The following is a 23,254-nucleotide window of genomic DNA, read 5'->3' as shown; positions in this document are numbered from 1 at the left end:
ACTTATCCCCTCCTTTCCGGCTTGGCATTTCCTGCAGCTTCCGCTAATCTTTCAGCCATCACAGCAATATCATATGTTGCTTCGTTTTCTTTAAGACTTTTTTCACCTGAAATAAGGAAATTAGTTGTGTTCATCTTTTCTTCTGATTTGCTTAATTTTTCTATATATAATTTCATGATGTCCTTTAAGCCTTTCGTTAAGTCGTTAGTATAAAAAATAGGGAAATGATTCGGGGTATATGCGGGCGTCTCGGCATTCTCATGCCAGAGAGCAGCAATAGCCCCTTTTTCTATAGCTTCTTTCAGATTTCCGGCCTCTCCAAAAGGAATATAAATTCCTTTTGGCTGCAGGGCGGAAGAGGAGGAAGCGACCGTATGAAATTCAAGCTCATTATCCTTTATCCCTTTTACGGACGGAAACAATACCGCTAAATCCCGATACATCAAATACATTTTATCGCTCCTCTATAGCCTCTTTTGCGACAAGGCGGTCATCAAAGTCGAAAACCTCGTTTCCTACCTGCTGATATGTCTCATGGCCCTTGCCGGCTATTAAAATAACGTCTCCTTTACTGGCATTTTTCACCGCATAGTGAATGGCCTCTTTTCGATCGGCGATTGTTTTATAACTTTCACCTTTTACTCCCTCTTCCATGTCCCTAAGGATTTGAATCGGGTCTTCACTTCGGGGATTATCAGAAGTAAAAATCGGGTCTGTACTGTACTGGCATGCAATTTCAGCCATTAGAGGCCGCTTGGATCTGTCTCTGTCTCCTCCGCATCCCACGATGGCAAAAATGCGATTCAGGGCAAATTGCTTTACTGTTTCCAAAGCATTTTTCAGGCTGTCCGGAGTATGTGAATAATCAACAATCACAGAAAAATCCTGACCCGCATCTACGGTTTCAAATCTGCCTGCTACGCCTTTAACTTCTTCAGCAGATTTGATGATTTGCGAGATTGATATCCCTGAAGCGATCCCTGCACCTATGCTGGCAAGGACATTATAGATGCTGAATTTGCCTATCATTTTCAGAGAAACTTTATGCTTTCCAAATGGAGAGATTAAGTCAAATTCCGTCCCGCCAGCAGTCATCTGAATATTAATTGCCCGGAGGTCAGCTTCCTGATCGATTCCATAGGAAATGACATGAGCTGCCGTCGATTTTTCATATTCTGCAGAAGCAGGGTCATCTGAATTTAAAATGGCATACTTCGGCTCTCTATGATTATAGGCGCTTCCGAGCTGGGCAAAAAGCAGCCCTTTTGCTCTCCTGTATTCTGTCATTGTTTTGTGATAATCCAGATGATCCTGGGTCAGGTTTGTAAATACGGCTATATTAAAATCACAGCCATGAATGCGCCCTTCATCAAGTGCATGTGAAGACACTTCCATTACGGCTGAATCTACACCTGCATTTGCCATTTTTCTAAATGTGCTTTGCAGAGTCAAACTTTCAGGAGTGGTATTTTTCACTTCAAAGGTTTCATCGGCAATCTTCGTATACATCGTGCCAATTAATCCAGTTTTCCTTCCTGCATCTGCAAGGATTTTCTCTATCAAATGGCTTGTTGTTGTTTTGCCATTGGTGCCTGTTATGCCTATTAAATGAAGCTGCTTGCTCGGCTGCCCATAAAAGGCATCAGCCAGCACAGCCATGGCCCGTTTTGTATTCTTTACCACTATAACTGGGATATCCAATTCCAATTCTTTTTGCGCAATGACTGCTGCTGCACCTTTTTCGGCAGCAGAAGCCGCAAAATCGTGGCCATCCACCGTATAGCCCTCAATACAAACAAATAGACTTCCAGGTGTAACTTTCCGGTTATCGTTAACAATCGCTGTGATTTCCGGGTTTTCCCCTTTAAAAGTCATATAAGGCTGCAAAAATCGCAGCAATTTATGTAATTCCATGTCTACCAATCCTCTCGTGTTAAACAGAACAATCTAATCTTTTTTTATGCTTCTGATCATATTCATTTTTAATTTCTCAAACTAACATTCTAAATGATGGCGATATATATTGTACATGATAATTGCTTATTTAGCTATTTAATATATAGAACCCAAAACCTGAAAGTATGTTGCGGTTTCCTTACAAACAAAAAAATTCAGGCGGCGCAGGATGATGCCGCCCTCAGTCCTATTCTTATTTCTCGTCAAAATACAGCCGAATCGTTGAACCTTCTTTTAACTTGATGCCAGGCTGAGGCGTTTGCTTGACCACTGTATTTCCTTTGCCGCTCGCATCAATTTTCAGGTTAAGGTACAGCTCACCCAGGTCCTTCTTTGTCAGGCCGACCATATCAGGAACTTCTATCATTGGTGAATCCATCCATGTCAGCTCTTTTTCAATTTGATTTTTCCGCGGCTTTACACCCATGGCCCGCAAGCTGTCCCCCATGATTTCCCCTACAATCGGAGCAGCAACTACACCGCCGAATTGAATAGTTCCTTTTGGATTATCCACTGCTACATAAACAACAAGCTGGGGATCATCTGCAGGTGCGAACCCTATAAATGATACAATATGGTTATTTTCCAGGTATCGGCCGTTTTGCGCTTTTTGTGCAGTCCCGGTTTTACCGCCTACACGGTACCCGTCTACAAAGGCCTTTTTTCCTGATCCTTTTGCCACAACTGATTCAAGCGCTTGTCGGATTTCATCTGATGTTTCCTTTGAGATTACTTTTCTTTTTGCATCCGGTGATTTTTTCATCAATATTTCTCCGGTAGCCGGATTAATAAGCTCTTTGGCTATATATGGGGTATATAATGTTCCGCCATTAACGGCAGCCGAAATGGCTGCTACCTGCTGAATCGGGGTCACAGAAACGCCCTGTCCAAACGCAGTAGTTGCCTGCTCAACTGGGCCAACCCGATCGAGATTAAATAGAATCCCTTTCCCTTCGCCCTGCAGGTCGATACCAGTCTTTTCTCCGAACCCGAAGTCGCGGATATATTTAAACAGTTTTTCTTTGCCTAACCGCTCTCCCAGCTCTACGAAACCAGGGTTACAGGAATTCTGGACTACTTCCAGATAAGTCTGGCTGCCATGGCCGCCCTTTTTCCAGCATCTTAGTCTGGCACCGCCAACTTCAACAGATCCCGGGTCATGGAAATGATCCTTTTCCAAGTCTACCTTGCCCTCTTCTAACGCAGCGGCCAGAGTGATGATTTTGAATGTGGAACCAGGCTCGTATGTACTCCAGATTGGCAGGTTCCGGTTGTATATTTCCGGGGGTACATTCCTAAAATTCGCAGGGTCGAAATCTGGCCTGCTTGCCATGGCAAGAACTTCCCCGTTATTTGGATTCATGGCAATTGCTATTATTCCATCAGGATTGTACTCAGCCTGAGCAATATCAAGCTCCCTTTCTACGATTGTCTGAATCTTGGAATCGATAGTGAGCTTTAAATCCATACCATCAACCGGCGGCTTGTAGTCATCCGCCATATCGTTCATCCGTTCTCCCTTTGCATTCGCATAAAACTTAACAGATCCTTTTTTTCCTTTTAGTTCTTCGTCATAATATAATTCAAGACCCATAAGACCCTGATTATCAATTCCCGAAAACCCCAAAACATGCGAGAGGTAATTCCCGAAAGGGTAATGTCGTTTTGAATCTTCTCCAATGTATAGGCCTTCAATTTCCAATGCACGGATTTCTTTCGCTTTTTCATGGGAAATTTTTCGGCCTTCAGGGATTTTCACACTTGATTCTCTTTTTGTAATCAGCTGGTAAGCTTTTTCTTTTGACATATTCAGCACTGCAGCCAATTTCTCTGCAGCATCGGCTGGATCCTTTATTTGCCTGGGTACAACATAAACAGTTGGGGCACTGACATTCGTAGCCAGCGGAACACCGTTGCGGTCGACGATTTCTCCTCTTTCCGGTTCGAAAGGGATGTCTCTGCTCCAGAGTTCCTTTGCGCCATCTGTAAGCAAATTCCCCAGAAAGAATTGAACATATCCAAGGCGCAAATCAATAATAAAAAAAACGAGAATACCAACAAACAACGCTACAGTCAGCCGTTTTCGAACGGTTACATTTGAAACACGCATGTACGGACGAACCTCCTTAGATTATGGCTCGTTCCAATATATGCTTGTACATAAATGAATAGAACGCACTGCCGCTCATCCGGCAGTACGTTCTAATTTAATCCAGCACTGCTTCCTCTTCTTCCTGCTGCTCTTCTGATTCTTCGTTTTCTGCGTTTTCCTCATTATATTTTTCTGCAGGCGGCTCAAGTTCGACGATTAAATAGTCACCTTCCCTGAGTGCAGAACCAGCCTTCAGATTTTGCTTCACCACATATCCGCTTCCAACAGTATTCAGCTTTAAGTCAGCAAGCTTTGCCACCTTCATAACATCCCTCAGCGACCATCCATTCATATCAGGAACCGTTAGATCGCCTTCCGTCTTTAAGATTACTCGTTCTCCTTCCAGCAAGTTGTACATATTTCCAGGGACCTGTCTTTCAACCTTGCTACCCTTTCCCAGTACAATAGCTTCAAAACCGGACTTTTTCAATGCTGCTTTTGCTTCCTCAACTGTTTTCCCTTCCACTTCAGGTGTTTGTTCAGAGTTTGCCTTCAGTTCCTTTGCAGGCTCGATATTTAAATATTGAAGACTGCTTTTCATAACCGGTGTAAAAATCTTGGAAACCGGCTCGGCACCGTTTGTGCTCAGGTCAATATCCGGCTGCTGGACCGCAACATAGATGATCAGTTCAGGATCATCTTTTGGCGCCATGCCTAAAAAGGAGAAGATAAAATTTTCATGTCCCGTTAAATATCCTCCGCCATTTGGGTCAGGGATTTGGGCAGTCCCCGTTTTTCCGGCAACCTCGTAGCCCTCAATATTATACCTTTTGTAGCCCGTTCCTTTTTCAGAAGACACAACCGTTTCCAGGATATCCCTAGTTTTCTTGGCCGTTTCTGCTGAGATTGGATTCCCCTTCACTTCCGGCTTTGTTTTCTTTAAGACTTCATTTTTATCACCATCAACAATACTGCTGATCACATGAGGCTTCATCATTTTGCCGTCATTTGCAATGGCAGTAGCTGCCTGTACCTGCTGAATCGGCGTAATGGCAGAACCTTGCCCGAATCCGGTAGTTACCTTATCAAGCGGCCACTCGTAAGCGATTTTTCCGCCTGTTTCATTCGGCAGGTCAATTCCTGTTGGATTTTCAAACCCAAACTTTGTTATATATTCCCTGTATTTTTCATATCCAAGCTTCTCTTTAACTATTTTCGCGAAAGCCACGTTCGACGAACGCTGAACACCTTCAAGATAAGTAATGGACCCCCAGCCCCGTCCCTGGTTATGGTCTCGTATAGCCGGTGAATTTTCTGTTACTTTATAACTTCCTGATTTATACCATTCATTAGGATCAAATTCTCCCTCCTCAATGGCTGCAGCCAATGTAAAGATCTTCATAGTGGAGCCGGGCTCAAATGAGTTTTCGATCACTTCATTATGCCACGTCTCTTCAATGCCTTCCTTTGTTTTCGGATGAAAGGATGGCCTCTGTCCCATTGCCAAAATCTCACCCGTTTTGGCATCCGCGACTACAGCAACCATCTTTTTCGGCTTATACTCTTCGTCTACTTTATTCATGGAATCTTCAAGGAAAGTCTGGATCTTTTTATCGATTGTCAAATACACATCTTTGCCATTTTGAGCCGGCTGGATTTTTTGATCTCCATTTGGGAGGAGATATCCCCATATATCGCTTTCATAGCTGAACTTTCCATCTTTTCCTGTGAGCACATCATTCAAACTCTGTTCAAGGCCCAGCATCCCAACTGTATCGGTCTTATTCGTCTTCGATTTTTTCTTTTCAACATATCCGACTAAATGTGAGGCAAAGACCCCATTTGGGTAGAACCGTTTGGAATCAGTAATGAATGTAATTCCCGGCAATTCCATATCTTCTATTTCTCTTTTTGTCTTTAACGGAAGATCGCGCCCCTCTTTACCAAATTCCACCTGGAATGGCGTCTCCCCATCTTCTGTTTTCTTCGTTAGGATCCTATATATCTCCGACTCTTCCAGATCAATTGCTTTTGAAAGCGCCGCTGCTGTTTTTTCAGGGTCTTTCACATAATCCGGCTTCATACTTTTGTCAAGGATTGCTACAAGCTTGTAGGAAATGGTATCCTCGGCAATGACTTCACCATTGCGGTCATAAATAGTACCCCTTTTGGCTTGAATTGTCTTTTCACGTTCATATTTTTGCTGAGCTTTTGCCGCAAGTGCATGTCCCGCTGCTTCACCTGTGACCTGAATGGAAACAAAGCGGAAAATTAATACAAAAAAGAGCAGGCTGAATATTAAAAATAATATCGCTGCTCCAAAATTGATATTTGGCTGTTTCTTCATTAATCTTCCACTACCTTGACATTATTTCCGCTGAATTTAAGTCCCATTTCCTCAGCTTTTGCTTTAATGCGTTCGTATGTACTTAATTCGCCCACTTGCATTTCGAGATCTGTATTCACTTTATTCTGCGTTTGGATTGCTTCTTCTGTTTGCTGAATTTCTTTATTCACTTCATAAATGGCTGCCTGGTTTGAAACCATTTGTACTGCACCAAAACAAATAATGCCAGTGAAAGCAAGTCCCAGTATTTTTTCCCCGGGGGAAAGCCATGACTTTTTTGATAATTTCTTGGGAGCCTGGACGGGTTGGGTTTGGACATCAAATTGTTTTTCCTCTTGAATTTTCCGGGCTAAATTGCTCATAATTCCCCTCCTGTAAATTTTTTATTTATTCTCTGCTTGAGTATTCGTAATCGCTTAAAGCTTCTCTGCTATTCGCAGTTTAGCGGACCTTGCACGGTTATTGTGTTCCAGCTCTTCTTCTGAAGGCAGAATCGGCTTTCTGTTAATGAGCTTTAAGATTGGTTTATATTCATCTGGAATAATCGGGAGGCCGTGAGGCAGATTTGGTGTTTCACTGGCTTTTTTAAAGGCCGCTTTACAAATCCGATCCTCCAGTGAATGAAACGTGATCACGCTGATTCTTCCATTGGGATTTAATATGTCAATAGCCTGGTGCAGAGAGTCCTCAAATACACCAAGTTCATCATTAACAGCTATTCTAATGGCCTGAAATACACGTTTGGCGGGATGCCCGCCTTTTCGTCTGGCAGGAGCGGGTATTGCCTCTTTAATCAGCTCAACCAGCTGGCCTGTTGTTTCTATCGGGGAAACTTCCCTGGCCGCTTCAATCTTCCTCGCAATTTGCTTCGAGAATTTCTCTTCTCCGTATCTGAAGAAGATTTTCACAAGTTCTCCATATTCCCAGCTGTTTACTACGTCATAAGCGGAAATGTCAGCGCCTGTATCCATTCTCATATCAAGCGGGGCATCATTATGATAGCTGAAGCCTCTTTCAGGTGTATCCAATTGAGGTGATGAAACGCCAAGGTCATATAGAACACCATCTACTTTTGACACACCCAGGTTTGCAAGTTCTTCCTGAAGATACTTGAAATTACTTTTGATGATCGTAATTCTGTCACCATATTCAGCCAGTTTTTCTATTGCGTGAGCAATCGCTGTGTCATCCTGGTCAAATGCGTACAGCTTTCCTTTTTCAGACAGCTGGGAAAGAATTAATTCACTGTGGCCTGCGCCGCCCAGCGTACAATCCACATACACTCCATCAGGATGGATATTTAAACCTTCTACTGTTTCTTTTAATAGCACTGTTGTATGTTCAAACATTGTTGTATGAATCCACCTTTCCAATCCGAGAAGCACGAGATGCATTAATGGCATCTGGAGCTAAACAAATATCTTTGCATTATGGGAAATTATATTACTAAAACATTCCCATTATATATCAAACCCAATCATGTTTTCCGCAATATCAGCAAAAGATTCCTCTGATTCTGCAAAATAATCTTCCCAAAGATTTTTGCTCCATATCTCGATCCGATTGGAAACGCCCAGCACTACACATTCTTTTTCCAATTTTGCATATTGCAGAAGAGGGGAAGCAATATTTATTCTTCCTTGTTTGTCAATTTCACATTCAGTTGCACCTGAAAAGAAAAAACGGGTAAATGCACGGGCATCTTTTTTGGTAAGCGGAAGGCCCTTTAATTTTTCTTCAAGCTGCCTCCACTCATCCATGGGGTAGCCAAACAAACATTGATCAAGTCCGCGTGTCAAAACAAATGTTTCCCCCAAGTTATCACGAAACTTGGATGGCACGATGAGACGGCCTTTATTATCAACGTTGTGATGGAACTCACCCATGAACATACCCACTGCACCCACTTTCTAACTCAAATGTACCACAATCCCCCACTTTCCTCCACATGTTTTTAATTATTCTACCACTTCATATAAAATCCTGCTTCCCATAAGGTATTCCCCCATTTTCCGTTCGTCTTTTTATTACATTTTCTTTAAATTCTTTACTATGCTTTTCTTAGATTTTCATGATGGGAAATAGTCAGGATATAAAGGGATCTCATCCTTTTTCTTCAAAAAAAAGGACCTCATCCGCATGGAAAAGGTCCGAAGAATAATGGCGAATATTAAATTTTTATGACTTTGTGTGTCCCATTAAAACAAAAGGAGTAATCAATAAATTCTTCAAGGAAAGTCATCCCATATTTATTAAGGTAATAGAGAACATTCCATACTCTCTCCTGAGGAACTCCACCCGGCCTCAGTGAGTTTTCAGCTTTTTCAAATTTCATAATGATTACTTCATGTTTTTGCTGTATGGATTTCTGGATTTTATTCTCCATGAAATCTATCTGCCTTATTAAAAGATCTTCATTTTTCTTTAACATAGGAAGAAGGGCGTGAACCTCTTTCATTGTAAGTTCTTCGATTAGATCATAGTTTTGTTTTACTTGAGCTTTTGTTTTTTGGAATTGGGCTTCTATGCTTTCATTTTTAATACTCTTCAGAAACTTATCTTTCTCTGCTTTCGTGCCAGATACAAGCACGCCCTGCAAATCAAGTCCTAATTCCCTCAAATCACTTTCAACAGAACGTTCTAAGATAGTGATATTTAAACGGGGCATAATAGGAGGCATTTTCATTCCAAACCATTCAAATGCCATTTTTAGTTCAGCCCAATAGGCAATTTCGCCAGGACCGGCTATAAAGGAAAGAACTGGAAACAGGCATTCCTGTGTGATGGGCCTCGTCACCACATTATTGCTTAGTCGTTCGGGATGATTTTCTGAAATCTCCAGAAGCTCATTCATTGAGAACTCGTGAGTTTGTTCCTTACCCGTAAATACCTTTTTCTCCTGATTGAACTCCAAAAGTATTCTTTCTTTATGCTTTTCGTCATAATAAAATAGGTTTGCAGCATTTTCACTTAAGTCAATGGCATTTGGAAACCCGGCATTCTCCAGGTTTTGCTGCTGGCTTTTCACACGTTTTGTGATATCTTCAAAGCCTTTGATCTGTTTGCTAAAAATGCTGCTTTCAAGTCTGCGAAGCTTTTGGTCACCGGAATCAACCAGAAGAAGCCCTGTTTCTTTAAATAAATGCATAATAATACCGGCAAAGAGCTCCACATAGGTTTGAGAATGCATAATAATTCCTTCTAAACTCAGAAGAAGTTCTTTTGTATGTTCCGTCTCTCCGAAAGTCTCAATGATGTCTTCCACCCACGCCCTGCACTTTTCACGGTTTAAAGGGATATTTGAAACCATCTTCTTCTCTAAAACTTTTTCAGGATAAGTCATTTTTTCCATTTTATTATTCTTCTCGATGAAAATATGATTTACTTCCTGATAGTCGTGGTCCTCCCCCGCAATCCAGAATACCGGAACAACAGGGATTCCCAGCTTACTTTCCTGCTGCTTTGCTAGATTTATGATTGAGATAATTTTATGTATAGTGTAAAGGGGTCCTGTCAAAATCCCTGCCTGCTGCCCTCCGATAATCACTGCACTATTTTCTTGCTTCAGCTTATTTAGCGAGTCATGAACAGCCGGGGAAGAAGGAAATTGACCCATAAACTCTCCAATATATTCAGAAAGTTCATTTCTCAAAAACGACCGGCCCTTCAGTTCAGCTAACCGTGCTTTATAATCAGAGTCGGAATTATAACGATAGTGAAAAAACTGCATAATTTCTTCTGTTTGTGCAATATAATCTGTTGCAAACCGGTTTGTTGCCGGCAATGAGAGATTAAGAATCTCCATTAATGAACTTCCTTTCTCATAGCTGATCAATTTTAATTTTCATCTTATGAGTATAGCATTGTCTTAAATGAAAAGAAAAAAACTTTGCTTACCTAAATGCTTTAATTCTAAATGTAAAATAATTATGTTCTCTGACCTGCTTTACTATGGAATGAAGACAACAGAAGTTACCCTTTGAACAAGTCCAATTAACATCAGAACTATATAAGCGGTGAAATAGAGTAAGAAATTGAATCTCCAGAACCCTTTGAATAAAGCACGGAGATTGATTTCCTGCTTAATTCTCCAATGCATGATAATAAAAGTGACCGCTGTAATCAGCAGGGATAGCACTATCATCCATAAATAGGATTTATCCCAGATGACGATAATTAAATAGTGAACCGCCAGAATAAATAATAATGTGCTGACATCCAGGGCAATATGTACAGATCTTTTGTGTTTTTTAGTGATTTGTTTGCTGATAATAAAAACAGCCAGATATCCGAGCAGCGGTATGGTCACCAATGTTGCAATTAGGCTTGAGAACACAGTATTCAACTCATTTCCCCCTTTTTATTCCCTGCCTTTGATCTGACAATAAAGACTTTCAGAATATGGAGCAGACATCTTCTTCCTTTCAGCTTCCTCAAGGATATATCCTAAAATAGCATCTATCTCTGTTTCTCTGCCTTCTTCGATATCCTTAAGCATTGAAGATCTGTTCATACCCGTTTCCTCACAGACACTTTTTACATGGGTTAATGAACCTGCTTTATCAGAAATACCTAATATGGCACTTACCTCGTCAAACAACCTCAAAAATAGCTGATAATAATATTTATTTGTTAAGAGTTCACCATTTCTCACACGGAGAACTGCTGTAAGCGGATTTATAACACAGTTTACGATTAATTTTTCTATTAGCATTTCTATGTGATTCTCGGCAAATTTAAAAGGAAAATAACAAGATACCGATTCGGATATTTTCGATAAAGATTCCACATCTCCCTTTAAAGCAGCCACTTTGGTGACCCCGATCCCAGTATGCAGCACTGTGTCAGGCTCTGACTTTAAAGCACCATGCTCGACACTGCCCACATAAACATTTTCCGCTTCAAGCATTTCAGCCCATTTCAAATGCCCCATGCCATTTTGCAAAAACAAAAATGAGCCACTCTGGCTTGTATTCATTTCCGATAAGTCCTTTACAACATCAGGAATGCTGTATTGCTTAACCGCAATGATTGTTAAATCCTCTTCCCCTTTCCATTCCTTGAAATGGAATGCCTTGACAGGGGCATTTCTGCGAATGCCTTTTCTCTCGATTGTAAGTCCTTTTATGCGCAGCTTTTGCAATTGAGTACTGTTTCTAATATAAACACGCACTTCATGATTTTCATTTAAATAATGGGCAAACAGAAGGCCAATGGCGCCTCCTCCAATAATAGCTATTTTCATAACAGACTCCACCATTTTTACTTTTTAAGCATATTTTAACAAAATAAGATAAATTCATGGGTAAAAAGGAATGTTTTAATCAATAATTTCAATATTTATTTTCTTAATTCCATTTTTCATCAGCTAAATCCTTTAAAAAAATCCCTTTTTCGAAAATCGAAAAAGGGATTTTTAAAAGGATAAAGTATTAAACTGGATAAACCGGATGTTTGCGGATGCTGAATGTCACTTCTTTTGTCTCATACAGATTAAAACGGTTAATTAAAACATTTCTTAATTCTGAAGGTGCAACAATTTCGTCAACAATTAATTCAGAGGCAAGTTTATAGATATCAATTGTTTCTTTATATTCCTGCTGTTTTTCCTGTACATATTTTATCTTTTCTTTCGGATCTTCAATCGCATTGATTTTATTGGAATAAACCGCATTTACTGCTGCTTCAGGACCCATAACTGCGATTTGTGCTGTAGGCAGGGCTATGCAGCAATCAGGTTCAAACGCTGGCCCAGCCATTGCATATAACCCGGCTCCATATGCTTTTCTGACGACAACTGAAATTTTCGGCACTGTTGCAGAACTCATCGCAGCAATAAGCTTTGCACCATGTCGGATAATCCCCGCTCGTTCCACCTTAGTCCCAATCATAAATCCAGGGACATCTGCAAGGAACAATAGCGGAATATGGAAAGCATCACAAAGCTGAATAAATTTCGCTGCTTTATCAGCAGAATCCACAAATAAAACCCCGCCTTTAACCTTTGGCTGGTTGGCAATAATCCCTAAAGGCCTCCCCCCAATCCGTGCAAGTCCCGTAATGAGTTCCCCGGCAAAAAGTTTCTTTATTTCAAAAAAGCTGCCTTCATCAATTAAGGAATCAATACACTCATACATATCAAATGGGGCATTTTGATTTTTAGGGATAATTTCTTCAAGGCTGCGGCCGGATTTGGGCATTACCGCCTCGAGCTTCACTGGTTTTTCTTTAAAGCTTGCAGGAAAGTACGCCAAGTATTTTCTTGCTGATTCAATAGCCTCTTCCTCACTATATGCAAGCAAATCACCACAGCCGCTGACAGAACAATGCATGCGGGCGCCGCCCATTTCTTCAAGGGTAACCTTTTCCCCAATAACCTTTTCTGCCATTCTTGGCGAACCCAGATACATAGATGCATTTTGATCTACCATAATAACAATATCACAAAACGCAGGTATATAAGCTCCGCCAGCAGCAGAAGGTCCAAAAAGCAGACATATCTGCGGTACCATACCTGAAAGTTTTACCTGGTTATAAAAAATTCTCCCTGCTCCGCGTCTATTCGGGAACATTTCAAGCTGATCCGTAATACGGGCACCGGCAGAGTCAACCAGATAAAGGATCGGAACTTTTAACTTCTCTGCCGTTTCCTGTATACGGATAATCTTTTCAACCGTCCTCGCACCCCAGGAACCTGCTTTTACTGTTGAATCATTAGCCATTGCGCAAACGGTCTGGCCATTTATCCTTCCAACTGCTGTAACAACCCCGTCTGCCGGAAGATCACTTTCCTGGCAGTTCGCAAACTTGCCATCTTCCTCATAGAATCCGTCATCAAACAGGAGTTCAAGCCGTCTTCTGACAAAGAGCTTATTTTGGGCTTCATTCTTTTCATGATATTTTGGATGTCCGCCAGCTTCTATCACCCTGCTTCTTTCCTGCAGCGTCTCAGTTAATGTCTTTGCAGTGGTCATTCCCATCCTCCTAAAATATGAATTTTTCGCTCGTTAAACTTGATTATTGCTGCACGGAGCATAAGGGGCTCAGCATCAGCCCCCTGTCATTGGATATCCGTGTCTCAGCCTTCTTATTCGAATACGATTAGCACATCGCCTTCGTTAACAAAATCTCCTATGCTTACCTTCACATCAGCTACTTTTCCAGCAGCTTCGCTTTCAACCGGAATTTCCATTTTCATGGATTCAAGCATTAATACTTCCTGGCCTGCATTAACCTCCTGACCCGCTTCGACCAAAACATTTAATACAGTACCTGCCATTGATGATGTAATTTCTTTCATTGTATTTTCCTCCTTTTAGTTAACAGCAAAAGCCTTCTGCGCTAGAAATGATGTAGAATAATTTCCTTTACGGAAATCTTCGTCTTTTAATATTCCTTTAAATAATGGTGCATTGGTTTTAATGCCTTCAATCCCCAGTCCATCAAAGAATTGCAAGGCATTTTCTATCGCTTCATCCCTTGATTGGCCAAATATTATGCATTTTGCAATCATTGGATCATAAAATGGGCTGACTGCCGTATTTGAAGCATATCCATAATCAACTCGTATTCCCGGGGCATCTGTCCATTCAAATTTAGACAATTTGCCTGGAGAAGGCATAAAGCTTACAGGATCCTCAGCATACAGCCTAAATTCAATTGAATGGCCAACCTGCTTAATGCTATTTTGCTGCAGCGGCAGCTTTTCACCTCTTGCTGCAAGCAGCTGCCATTCTACAAGATCCAGCCCAGTTACTTGTTCGGTTACGGGATGTTCAACCTGAAGTCTTGTGTTCATTTCAAGAAAATAAAAATTCTCCTGCTCATCCACAATAAATTCAATGGTTCCGGCATTTTTATAATTGACTGCTTTGGCAGCAGTCAAAGCCGTATCATACATCTTTTGTTTTGTTTGCTCTGAAAGGAAAGGTGATGGTGATTCCTCTACTACTTTCTGATGTCTCCTCTGAATAGAGCAATCTCTTTCAAATAAATGTACGATATTCCCATGATGGTCACCAAACACTTGTATTTCGACATGTCTGGCATTTTCTATATATTTTTCGACAAATACTTCATCAGAGCCAAAATAGGCTTTTGCACGGGCTTTTGTGGAGTCGAAAGACTTAGCGAGCGCTTGCTCATTTTCACAGCGCACCATTCCAATACCTCCGCCTCCTCCACTGGCCTTCAGCATGACTGGATAGCCCATAGAATCTGCAAGCCTGCATGCTTCCTCAATTGTGGATGTTCCCTCCCCGCTTCCTGGGACAATCGGCACTCCCGCTTCCTTCATGGTATTGCGAGATACAATTTTATCTCCCATCAATTCAATGGTTTCAGGATCTGGCCCAATAAAAGCCATACCCGCATCAATTACAGCTCTTGCAAAGACGGAGTTTTCTGATAAAAATCCATATCCTGGATGAACTCCATCTACATTCTCCCTCTTTGCAATTTCCAAAATGGCCTCTGACTTTAAATAAGATTTATTAACAGGCGGTTCACCAATACGGAAAGCATATGTAGCTTCTTTAACAAATGGCAGGTCTTTGTCTGCATCAGAATATATGGCAACAGTCTCAATTTCCATTTCACGGCAGGTTTTTATTATCCTCAAAGCAATTTCTCCCCTGTTGGCGATCAGAACTTTTCGCACATTCAGTCCCCTTTCTCATTGTAGTAATCCTGCAATAATATATATTTCTACAATCTTCTGCCTATTTCCTTCTGTTTTTGTAAACGCTTTCTAATTTTTATAAAAAAACTAAAAATATATTAAGTTTTTCATATGTGCAGAATTTTTTGTTTAATTGTTATATAATAATAGACATAGAAAAAACCTTTCAACTATTAGGAAGGCATTATAAAGCGGTTACATCTTCAGAAGTCCTATACATCGATGGCTAAGGGGGAGATTTTATGAACTATAGAGTTGAAAAATTAAAAGTAAATTATAAAACGCTGGAAGAGTTTAAGAAATTCAAGGAGTATGGACTGCAGGAGCTATCTATGCTTGAAGACCTTGAAGCTAATATTATTGAAAATGACAGCGAGTCGCCTTTCTACGGCATTTATTTTGGAGATAAACTTGTAGCACGCATGAGCCTTTACCAGATAGAAGCAAGATTCGACCGATATTTCGAACCAGCACAGGATTATTTGGAGTTATGGAAGCTTGAAGTCCTGCCTGACTATCAAAACAAAGGCTATGGCCAGACACTTGTAGAATTTGCCAAAGGATTTGGACTTCCTATTAAAACAAATCCCCGCGTAAAATCGAAAGCCTTCTGGGAAAAAATGGGGTTCGAACCTGTCCATTATGATATGGAGCGCGATCTGGGAGAGAATCCGCTGGCCTGGTTCCCGGCAGGAGTTAAAGAACAATCCCATTAAGTTCCTGTCTACTAAAACTAAAGCATTAAATAAGCGGACTAATATTGTCCGCTTATTTCTATTTATTTTTATTTACGATTTATCTATTTCTCCACCTTCTCAGGCTTTATATCGGGATTCACAGTAAAGTTCAAGTTTTTGTGGCGGGTGCCGTCTTTGAGCCCGACAAGCTTTCTTGCGCTTTCCATAATTTCTACCAGTGCTTTGTAATCCTGCTCCATTGTATTCAATTCTTTAATTAATTTTTCATTTTCCGCTGCCAGGTAGTACATTTGCTTCTCAAGCTCCTGAATGCGTTTTTTAGGATAAGGATCTTCTGAGGCAGCAGGCTTCTGAGCTTTTTCATATAACTCTTTCAGGAAAGAGGCTAATTCATCAAACTCGATAATCCTTTTTATTGACTGAACTGACTTTTCATTTCCTTTTTCCGCCTTTTCCTCTCGAACAGCAGGAAGCTCTTGTTCCATTTCCGCAGCCTGCGGGCTTTTCTTCATTTCTTTTCTTTGTTTTTTTGCCAGTTCAATTCCTGATTTATATTGTTTTCTTACATAGGAATTCCAGCGAAATCCGCAGGCAGCCGCGGTTCTGCTTAACTGTTTGCCAACTTCTTCAAATGCCTGAAGCTGAGTTCCTCCTTCACGTATATGACGGAGCACGACTTCTGCAAGCAGTAAATCTTCATCTTGAGACCAAGCATCCTGACGGGTTGAAGACATCAGTGTATCCCTCCTAGTGTTTTTCTTTATACATATGCCAATGCTAGAAAAGATAGACTGATATCATATTATAAAGTGTAACTTTATTCATCCCCAGGTAATTAATGGTTTTTTGCCTATATCGGAAGGATATGCTTAAGGATTATTCAGGAAACTGTCAACTTTATTATGGTGCGCTTCTCCCTCCCATAAAACCGAACAGCGACGCACTTCTTGATCAATTCTCTCTTCTAAGCCAGCTGCAGCCCACTTTTTTACAAGAAGGCTTTTATAAGCTTCCAAAACCTCACTCTCAAGCATGAGCATTCTTTCCAGAAAGCTCTTGCACCCTTCGATTGGATCCCCTTCAAAGACAGAATGTATGAAACCTAATTCTTTTAATTCTTCATCAGAATATAATTTTGCCTCCATCAGCATTCTCATGGCATTGGCAGGAAGCATCTTTTCCATAATGATGGAACCGCCGCCCCAGCCGGTTGTTATGGCTAAAGTTCCCTGGATAAAACCGGCTTTAATTCCTGCATTGGCAATCCGGTAATCACATGCAGCAGCCAACTCACAGCCGCCGCCGACAGCTGCTCCATTCAATATAGCAATAGTTGGTTTTGGCAAGAATAGTATTTCTTTTAAAAGACCAGCCATTCTGCTTAGCATTCCAAAAGCCTCATCTTCTGTCTTTAAGCTGTGAAAGGAAGATAGATCACCTCCTGAGCAAAAAGCCTGGTTTCCCTCACCTGTAATCGCAAGTGCCTTAACTGATTTCTCACCTGCCTTATGAAGTGCGATCTCCAGGCCATCCATAACTTCATAGCTTATGGCATTCCTTTTTTCGGGCCTGTTAATCTTAAATACTAAAAGTCCATTCTCGAATTCCTCAATTATGTAAGGGTTCATGGCTGCCTCCTTGTAATTGGTTAAACTATTTATAATGTTAGCAAAAATATACATAGACTTGTACTAATTGATGAGGCAAATCACTGCCTAAAAACGACAAAAGCACAAGAACTAAGTTCTTGTGCTTTATATCTAAAGGATTAGTCGTTTACTACTTCTTTTCCTTTGTAAGTTCCGCAAGCTTTGCAAACGCGGTGAGCAAGTTTCATTTCACCACAGTTTGGGCATTCTACCATACCAGGAACCTGTAATTTAAAATGGGTACGACGTTTTCTCTTCGCAGTTTTAGATGTTCTTCTAAAAGGTACAGCCATTCTTCCCACCTCCTTAAAGAGTATTAGAGGATGTCCATAGGAATTGGACACACCCATTAAGAAAGTTATGAAGGCCAGAGCAAGCTGGTGTCTTCAAGTGCTTCTTGTTTTTCTTCCGTTATGAATCGGAAGAAGGATCATTCTGATCAAAAAATTGAGCAAGTCCGGCAAGACGAGGATCTACTTTATCCTGTTTATCCTGCTCCTGAATGACCTCCCAATCCTTACCGGATTGAGGAGCTCCTTCTTCACTGCTGTCTTCGCAGAAAACTTGCATTGGGACTTCGAGTAAAAGGATCTCATGAAGGATCGGATTTAAATCAATCACATCCCCTTTTACCTGGTGAACCTCCTCTTCAGTCTCATAATCAAGACCTTTTAAAAGGAAAGTTTCAGTTGTTTCAACATTAATTGGATAATTTACGTCAACTAAAGTACGAGAACAAGGCAATATTAAATGACCCTTTATATTTAAATGAAAAGTCACTTTGGCAGAATCGATATCCGCACGGCCCGTCACATGCATTGGTGATGCACCGCGTATTTCCGGATTCAATTTCATGACCTCATCAACATTGACCGTTTCATCAATGGGAAAATCCTTGCTTCGATATTTTTGTAACTGACTTAAAGTCCATTTCATACGAATCACCCCAAGGCAACAAAGGTAATTATAGCCTTCCTATAATTATTTGTCAATATTTTTTCTTTACACTATAATGTAGCTAATATCATACTGTTGAAGGCTTCTTCAGTAAAAAAGTTTTTGCATGACTTAAAGATTTTGTTTCTTAATACTTTTTCCATTACATATCTTTTTAAACCTTTTCGAGGAGTATGTCAATATGAATGCAACAGGTGTAATTGTAGAATATAATCCTTTTCATAACGGCCATGCCTTTCATTTGGAGCAGGCAAAAAAAATCTCAGGTGCAGAAACCATTATTGCTGTCATGAGCGGCAACTTTCTGCAGAGGGGGGAACCTGCATTAGTTTCCAAATGGAAACGTGCTGAAATGGCATTAAGAGCTGGTGCAGATATTGTATTTGAACTTCCTTACCAGTTTGCAGTTCAGCAGGCAGATATTTTTGCAAGCGGAGCTGTATCCATTCTGGAAGCAGCCGGCTGCAGCAGCCTTTGCTTCGGAAGCGAATCCGGCAGTATGCAAAGCTTTCACCAAACTTTATCTTTTCTGGAGGAACATAATGCTGCCTATCAAGAAAGGGTCAGAGTGCATTTGGATGCTGGCTTCAGCTATCCCAAGGCAACATCCATGGCATTCCTCGATCTGAACCCTGAAGGTGAATTGGTTGACCTTTCAAAACCTAATAATATTCTTGGCTTTCAGTATTTAAAGTCAGCCCGAAGGCAATTTTCATCCATGGAACTTTTTACAGTTGAAAGAAAAAGCGCAGGATACCATGACGAACAATTTGCTTCTGATTCCATAGCAAGTGCAACAAGCATCAGAAAAGCACTTTTTTCCAAGAATGGAGAGATTGAATGCATTCGGCAATATGTTCCGGAATCTACATATCAAGGTTTACTCCAATATAAAAAAGAGTTTGGCGGATTTCACCAATGGGAACAATATTGGCCCTTCTTAAAATTCCGTCTTGTTCATCTTCAGCCAGAAAAGTTACGGGACATTTATGAAATGGAAGAAGGGCTGGAGCATAGATTTTTATCAGCAGCACTCCAGGCAGAAAGTTTTCAGCAGTTTATGGAGAAGATTAAAACTAAGAGGTACACCTGGACAAGACTTCAGCGGGCTTGTGTGCATATCCTTACGAATACAGAAAAAATAGAGATGCCCAACAAACCATTAAAAGCGGAATATCTTCATCTTCTGGGGATGTCCAAGAACGGCAGGAAGTATTTAAACAGCCATAAATCCGATTTAAAACTGCCGCTGATTTCAAGAATTTCTTCACATGCTGCACATCAGCTGCAGCTGGATATTAAAGCTTCCCGGGTATATGCAATGGGTATAGATGGTGCCCGGGACCGAACTCTAATGCAAAAGGAATTTAATCAGCCTCCTATTATGGTTGATTAAATCATTTCCTTAATTTTATGAACTGATAACTGCAGTTCACCAGCAGATAATGCAGATAATAAAGAAAAGCCAGCGGCATTTATTGATTGCCGCTGGCTTTTCTTTGATTGGTTTAAGCTCCTTTTAATCCAGGCTTCTTAAAAATTCAACCGCATCATCAAAGGTATCCACAGGAACGATTTTCATATCAGTCTTGATATCCCTGGCTGTTGCAACAGCGGCTTTGTAATTGGAGTCTTCTGCTCCTTTTTCATTAGGGGCGAGGAAGATTTCTGCTCCGGCTTTGTCAGCGGCCACTATTTTTTGCTCGATGCCGCCTATTCTTCCAACTGTCCCTTCCGAATTAATTGTTCCGGTTCCAGCTATTTTATAGCCTCCAGTCAAATCTTCTTTTATAAGCTGATTGTAAATTTCAAGTGAAAACATCAGCCCGGCGGAAGGGCCGCCAATTTCTTCACTGTTAATATTCACAGCTGGTTCGACCTCTATTTCTTTGTCATCAACCAGGGTGATTCCCACGCCCGGCTTTCCTGTTTCTTTAAGTGTCTTTAAAGGAATCGAAGTTTCCTTAGTCTTATCCTGGCGTTCAAAGGTTAATGTTATTTCACTGCCCTCCTGTTTATTGGAGACCAAGCTGATAAATTCATCAGAGGATTTGAACTCCTTGCCATCCACTTTAAAAATGCGGTCACCAGCCTGCAGTTTGCCATGAGCAGGCATATCAGGCAGCACATTAAGGACATATACGCCATTATAATGATAATGAATAGGTATGCCAGCTTTTTTATAGGCAGTTTCAATAGCAGCCAATTTGGAAGTTGCCATCAGATGCAGCTGCCGTACATTATATTCTTCTTCTGTTTCATTTTCGGATCGTATTTCTTCTACAGGGTATAGTTCCTGATACTTGCTGAATTTAGCAGCAGCATATGCATATATGTTAGCCCGGCCCATTCTTACAGTCGTCAGCATAAAGCTGCCTTGTTCGTCATTGCCGTTTTCGACTTCAATAATTGGTTCCAGTTCTTTAGCCATACCTGGCTTTGATACATAATAAGGCAGATAATAAAACGAACTAGCCAGAAGAATAACTGCCAAGACCAAGAAGGAACGGGTATAAAACTTGCTTCTCATCTATCAGGATGCTCCTTCCATTTAGTTATGTAATGATGAATACTGTCAATATGCTTTTTTGCTTCCTCTTCGCCGATTTTGATGATTTCTTCTATATTGGTAAATGCACGGGAGCTATACATTTCCACCCGGGGCCTGATCATAAAATCGGAAGCTATTTCCCGGTGAGTAACCAGCTCCATTTGCATGATATCCAGACTTTGCATAATAACGTCATAGATTGAAGTGATTTCCGCATTCGTTTTGACATGTGAGACATCGATGGCGATGATAATATCAGCCCCCATTTCTTTAACAACAGACACAGGAACCCTGTCCACTACTCCTCCGTCCACTAAAAGGCGCCCATTTAATTTTTCAGGCACAAATATGCCTGGGATGGAAATGCTTGCCCTTACAGCATCAGAAATGGGGCCGCTTTTAAAAACAACCTTTTCTCCAGTCATTAAATCAGTAGCCACAACATTTACAGGAATATCGAGGTCCTCAAGGTTTTTTCCATGGGTAAATATGCGGATCAGTTCCTTTACTCGTTTCCCTGAAACAAAACCCATTTTAGGCACAGTGAAATCTAAATAATACTTCCTTTTAAATGCTTTGGAAAGTTTATATAAACGATCAACATCAAGCCCGGCCCCATAAAAGCAGCCTACCATGGCACCCATGCTGCTGCCGGCAATATAATCAATCGGTATGCCGGCCTCCTTCAAGACCTTGATGGCACCCAGGTGAGCGAATCCCCGAGCTCCTCCCGAACCAAGTGCCAATCCTATTTTCGGTCGCTGCAAAAGACTCCCCCCTCAAACGCCAATGGCCCATTAGAACTTTGCCTTCAAGTTATTCTATTCTTTTTATTTCCAAAAGGAGCATACAATAAAAATCTTCAGCGAAAATTCAATATGCCTGTACCTAATTCTATGGTCTATTTTAAAGTTCTATGAGTATATTGAGTTATATGGGGACAAGACTTGACAGCAAAAGTTTGATCCTTGTATACCTTTGTTCTGTCCATAAAATTGACAATAAATGAATAAGGTCAGTGAAAATATATATACAAATGCTTCTTTATTTTACCATTGTTTAAATTCATTGCACAGTCAGTACAACTTGAGGGAGGCTTGTCCGTGTTTCGTTCCAAATTAAAAACGGTTACTCTCGCACTCTCTGTAACCTTAATGGCCATCTCATTAATTTCCTTTCCCCAGGAATCGGTTGATGCATCAATCAGGGGATTAAATATGTGGTGGGAAATTGTGTTTCCCTCATTGCTGCCTTTCTTCATTGTATCGGAAATGCTGATCGGCTTCGGTGTAGTAAAGTTCATCGGGGTACTCCTTGAACCTTTAATGAGGCCTTTATTCAGAGTACCTGGAGTCGGAGGATTTGTATGGGCAATGGGGATGGCTTCAGGCTATCCAGCCGGCGCCAAACTGACCGCAAGACTGCGGCAGGAAGGACAGCTATCAAAAACAGAAGCAGAGCGCCTGGTTTCTTTCACTAATTGTTCAAATCCTTTGTTTATCTTTGGCGCAGTATCTGTTGGTTTTTTTAATAACGCCAAGCTTGGTGTTATATTGGCACTGGCTCATTATCTCGGCAATATTACTGTCGGTTTAATAATGAGGTTCTACGGAAAAAAAACCAGGCAGCCTCCACCTGGTGCAGAGACGTCAAAACCATCGTTACGGGCAGCCTTATCAGCCCTACATCGGACAAGAATAAAAGATAATCGCCCGATAGGCAAGCTTCTTGGGGATGCAGTCATGTCATCCATCCAAACACTTTTGATGATTGGCGGATTTATCATATTATTCTCCGTTATTAACAAACTTTTATTTCATCTGGGAATCACGGCATTCCTTGCTAAAGGCTTAGAGGCAATACTGTCAATATTTAGTCTGCCAACCGAATTGAGCATCCCATTCATTTCAGGCTTATTTGAAATAACACTTGGCAGCCAGATGACAAGCCAGGTTCAGCAGGCAACATTAGTCCAGCAGGTCATTATTGTCAGCTTCATACTCGCATTCAGCGGATTCAGCGTGCAGGCTCAGGTAGCAAGCATCCTGGCCCAAACTGATATTAATTTCAAGCCATTCTTTTTCGCAAGAATCCTTCATGGCTTTGCAGCTGCCTTTTATGCATACATCCTTTGGCATCCTATTTATGAACGGTTTTACAATACAGAACAGCCGTCCAATGCCATTCCGGTCGGATTTTTTGAGAAATATTCATTTTTCGGCAAATTATTTGATGGAATAGCCGCTTCAGGACCTCTTATAACCATACTTGCACTTTGTGTTTATACCTTTATGCTCGCAAGGCGCTTGGATAAGAGATAACAA

22 protein-coding genes are annotated in these 23,254 nt (G+C 41.0%); 3 read left to right on the top strand and 19 right to left on the bottom strand.

What is annotated here, in order from left to right; genetic code table 11:
- Positions 1 to 2 precede the first annotated feature (2 nt).
- From ACR42H_RS09170 to ACR42H_RS09110, 13 genes are all read right to left on the bottom strand, one after another.
- Positions 3 to 452: a hypothetical protein gene (locus tag ACR42H_RS09170; protein ID WP_436375674.1), complete on the bottom strand. Its 450-nt coding sequence runs from the start codon at positions 450 to 452 to the stop codon at positions 3 to 5.
- A gap of 1 nt (position 453) precedes the next feature.
- Positions 454 to 1,914, bottom strand: coding sequence for a UDP-N-acetylmuramoyl-L-alanyl-D-glutamate--2,6-diaminopimelate ligase (locus tag ACR42H_RS09165; RefSeq protein ID WP_436375673.1), 1,461 nt, complete (start codon positions 1,912 to 1,914; stop codon positions 454 to 456).
- 235 nt (positions 1,915 to 2,149) lie between these two features.
- Complete coding sequence (locus tag ACR42H_RS09160) at positions 2,150 to 4,066, bottom strand: stage V sporulation protein D (RefSeq protein WP_113881856.1); 1,917 nt, start codon at positions 4,064 to 4,066, stop codon at positions 2,150 to 2,152.
- 97 nt (positions 4,067 to 4,163) lie between these two features.
- Positions 4,164 to 6,395, bottom strand: a complete 2,232-nt coding sequence (locus ACR42H_RS09155; protein ID WP_436375671.1) for a penicillin-binding protein — start codon at positions 6,393 to 6,395, stop codon at positions 4,164 to 4,166.
- On the bottom strand, positions 6,395 to 6,757 hold the full coding sequence (ftsL, locus tag ACR42H_RS09150; protein WP_113881854.1) for a cell division protein FtsL: 363 nt from the start codon (positions 6,755 to 6,757) through the stop codon (positions 6,395 to 6,397). The genes ACR42H_RS09155 and ftsL overlap by 1 nt, the downstream gene beginning before the upstream one ends.
- A 54-nt stretch (positions 6,758 to 6,811) precedes the next feature.
- The gene (gene rsmH / locus ACR42H_RS09145; protein WP_436376889.1) at positions 6,812 to 7,744 is read right to left on the bottom strand and encodes a 16S rRNA (cytosine(1402)-N(4))-methyltransferase RsmH; all 933 of its coding nucleotides are present in this window, start codon (positions 7,742 to 7,744) and stop codon (positions 6,812 to 6,814) included.
- Positions 7,745 to 7,855: 111 nt separating this feature from the next.
- Positions 7,856 to 8,287 (bottom strand): division/cell wall cluster transcriptional repressor MraZ, encoded by a 432-nt coding sequence (gene mraZ, locus ACR42H_RS09140; protein WP_009330903.1) that lies wholly within the window; start codon positions 8,285 to 8,287, stop codon positions 7,856 to 7,858.
- Positions 8,288 to 8,565: 278 nt separating this feature from the next.
- Positions 8,566 to 10,200 carry a bacillithiol biosynthesis cysteine-adding enzyme BshC gene (bshC, locus tag ACR42H_RS09135; RefSeq protein ID WP_436375668.1) on the bottom strand — a complete coding sequence of 545 codons (1,635 nt, stop codon included), beginning with the start codon at positions 10,198 to 10,200 and terminating at the stop codon, positions 8,566 to 8,568.
- A 144-nt stretch (positions 10,201 to 10,344) separates the two neighbouring features.
- Entirely contained in the window at positions 10,345 to 10,731 is a 387-nt protein-coding gene (locus tag ACR42H_RS09130) for a DUF3397 domain-containing protein (RefSeq protein WP_309472961.1), read from the bottom strand.
- Positions 10,732 to 10,755: 24 nt separating this feature from the next.
- Positions 10,756 to 11,640, bottom strand: a complete 885-nt coding sequence (locus tag ACR42H_RS09125; RefSeq protein WP_113882142.1) for a 2-dehydropantoate 2-reductase — start codon at positions 11,638 to 11,640, stop codon at positions 10,756 to 10,758.
- Between the two features lie 187 nt (positions 11,641 to 11,827).
- The gene (locus ACR42H_RS09120; protein ID WP_113881850.1) at positions 11,828 to 13,369 is read right to left on the bottom strand and encodes an acyl-CoA carboxylase subunit beta; all 1,542 of its coding nucleotides are present in this window, start codon (positions 13,367 to 13,369) and stop codon (positions 11,828 to 11,830) included.
- A gap of 113 nt (positions 13,370 to 13,482) precedes the next feature.
- On the bottom strand, positions 13,483 to 13,695 hold the full coding sequence (locus ACR42H_RS09115; protein ID WP_113881849.1) for a biotin/lipoyl-binding carrier protein: 213 nt from the start codon (positions 13,693 to 13,695) through the stop codon (positions 13,483 to 13,485).
- A gap of 15 nt (positions 13,696 to 13,710) precedes the next feature.
- A complete protein-coding gene (locus ACR42H_RS09110; protein ID WP_436375665.1) occupies positions 13,711 to 15,054 on the bottom strand; it encodes an acetyl-CoA carboxylase biotin carboxylase subunit in 1,344 nt (447 codons plus the stop codon).
- A gap of 263 nt (positions 15,055 to 15,317) precedes the next feature.
- Here ACR42H_RS09110 and ACR42H_RS09105 point away from each other — a divergent pair, with 263 nt between their 5' ends.
- Positions 15,318 to 15,791: an N-acetyltransferase gene (locus ACR42H_RS09105; protein ID WP_436375663.1), complete on the top strand. Its 474-nt coding sequence runs from the start codon at positions 15,318 to 15,320 to the stop codon at positions 15,789 to 15,791.
- An 83-nt stretch (positions 15,792 to 15,874) separates the two neighbouring features.
- Here ACR42H_RS09105 and ACR42H_RS09100 read toward each other — a convergent pair whose 3' ends face one another.
- The 4 genes from ACR42H_RS09100 to ACR42H_RS09085 form a co-directional block, all read right to left on the bottom strand.
- Positions 15,875 to 16,507 carry an RsfA family transcriptional regulator gene (locus ACR42H_RS09100; protein ID WP_436375661.1) on the bottom strand — a complete coding sequence of 211 codons (633 nt, stop codon included), beginning with the start codon at positions 16,505 to 16,507 and terminating at the stop codon, positions 15,875 to 15,877.
- Positions 16,508 to 16,642: 135 nt separating this feature from the next.
- Positions 16,643 to 17,401, bottom strand: coding sequence for an enoyl-CoA hydratase/isomerase family protein (locus tag ACR42H_RS09095; protein ID WP_436375659.1), 759 nt, complete (start codon positions 17,399 to 17,401; stop codon positions 16,643 to 16,645).
- A 140-nt stretch (positions 17,402 to 17,541) separates the two neighbouring features.
- Complete coding sequence (rpmF, locus tag ACR42H_RS09090) at positions 17,542 to 17,715, bottom strand: 50S ribosomal protein L32 (protein ID WP_009791160.1); 174 nt, start codon at positions 17,713 to 17,715, stop codon at positions 17,542 to 17,544.
- Between the two features lie 118 nt (positions 17,716 to 17,833).
- The gene (locus ACR42H_RS09085; RefSeq protein WP_206836095.1) at positions 17,834 to 18,358 is read right to left on the bottom strand and encodes a YceD family protein; all 525 of its coding nucleotides are present in this window, start codon (positions 18,356 to 18,358) and stop codon (positions 17,834 to 17,836) included.
- 202 nt (positions 18,359 to 18,560) lie between these two features.
- On the opposite strand from ACR42H_RS09085, the gene ACR42H_RS09080 reads away from it, so the two are divergent.
- A complete protein-coding gene (locus ACR42H_RS09080) occupies positions 18,561 to 19,775 on the top strand; it encodes a nucleotidyltransferase (protein WP_436375654.1) in 1,215 nt (404 codons plus the stop codon).
- Positions 19,776 to 19,898: 123 nt separating this feature from the next.
- Here the strand turns inward: ACR42H_RS09080 and ACR42H_RS09075 are convergent, their stop codons facing one another.
- Both ACR42H_RS09075 and ACR42H_RS09070 read right to left on the bottom strand, forming a co-directional pair.
- Positions 19,899 to 20,909, bottom strand: a complete 1,011-nt coding sequence (locus tag ACR42H_RS09075) for a SepM family pheromone-processing serine protease (protein WP_113881842.1) — start codon at positions 20,907 to 20,909, stop codon at positions 19,899 to 19,901.
- Positions 20,906 to 21,697, bottom strand: a complete 792-nt coding sequence (locus tag ACR42H_RS09070; RefSeq protein ID WP_113881841.1) for a patatin-like phospholipase family protein — start codon at positions 21,695 to 21,697, stop codon at positions 20,906 to 20,908. Before ACR42H_RS09070 ends, ACR42H_RS09075 begins: the two co-directional genes overlap by 4 nt.
- 336 nt (positions 21,698 to 22,033) lie before the next feature.
- Between ACR42H_RS09070 and ylbJ the strand changes: the two genes are divergently transcribed.
- Positions 22,034 to 23,251, top strand: a complete 1,218-nt coding sequence (ylbJ, locus tag ACR42H_RS09065) for a sporulation integral membrane protein YlbJ (RefSeq protein ID WP_113881840.1) — start codon at positions 22,034 to 22,036, stop codon at positions 23,249 to 23,251.
- Positions 23,252 to 23,254 lie beyond the last annotated feature (3 nt).

The sequence above is a fragment of the Cytobacillus sp. BC1816 genome, assembly GCF_051353635.1.
GTDB lineage: Bacteria > Bacillota > Bacilli > Bacillales > Cytobacillaceae > Cytobacillus > Cytobacillus oceanisediminis_C.
The sequence above is the reverse complement of the archived record's forward strand: the minus strand, read 5'-3'. Positions and strand labels throughout refer to the sequence as shown.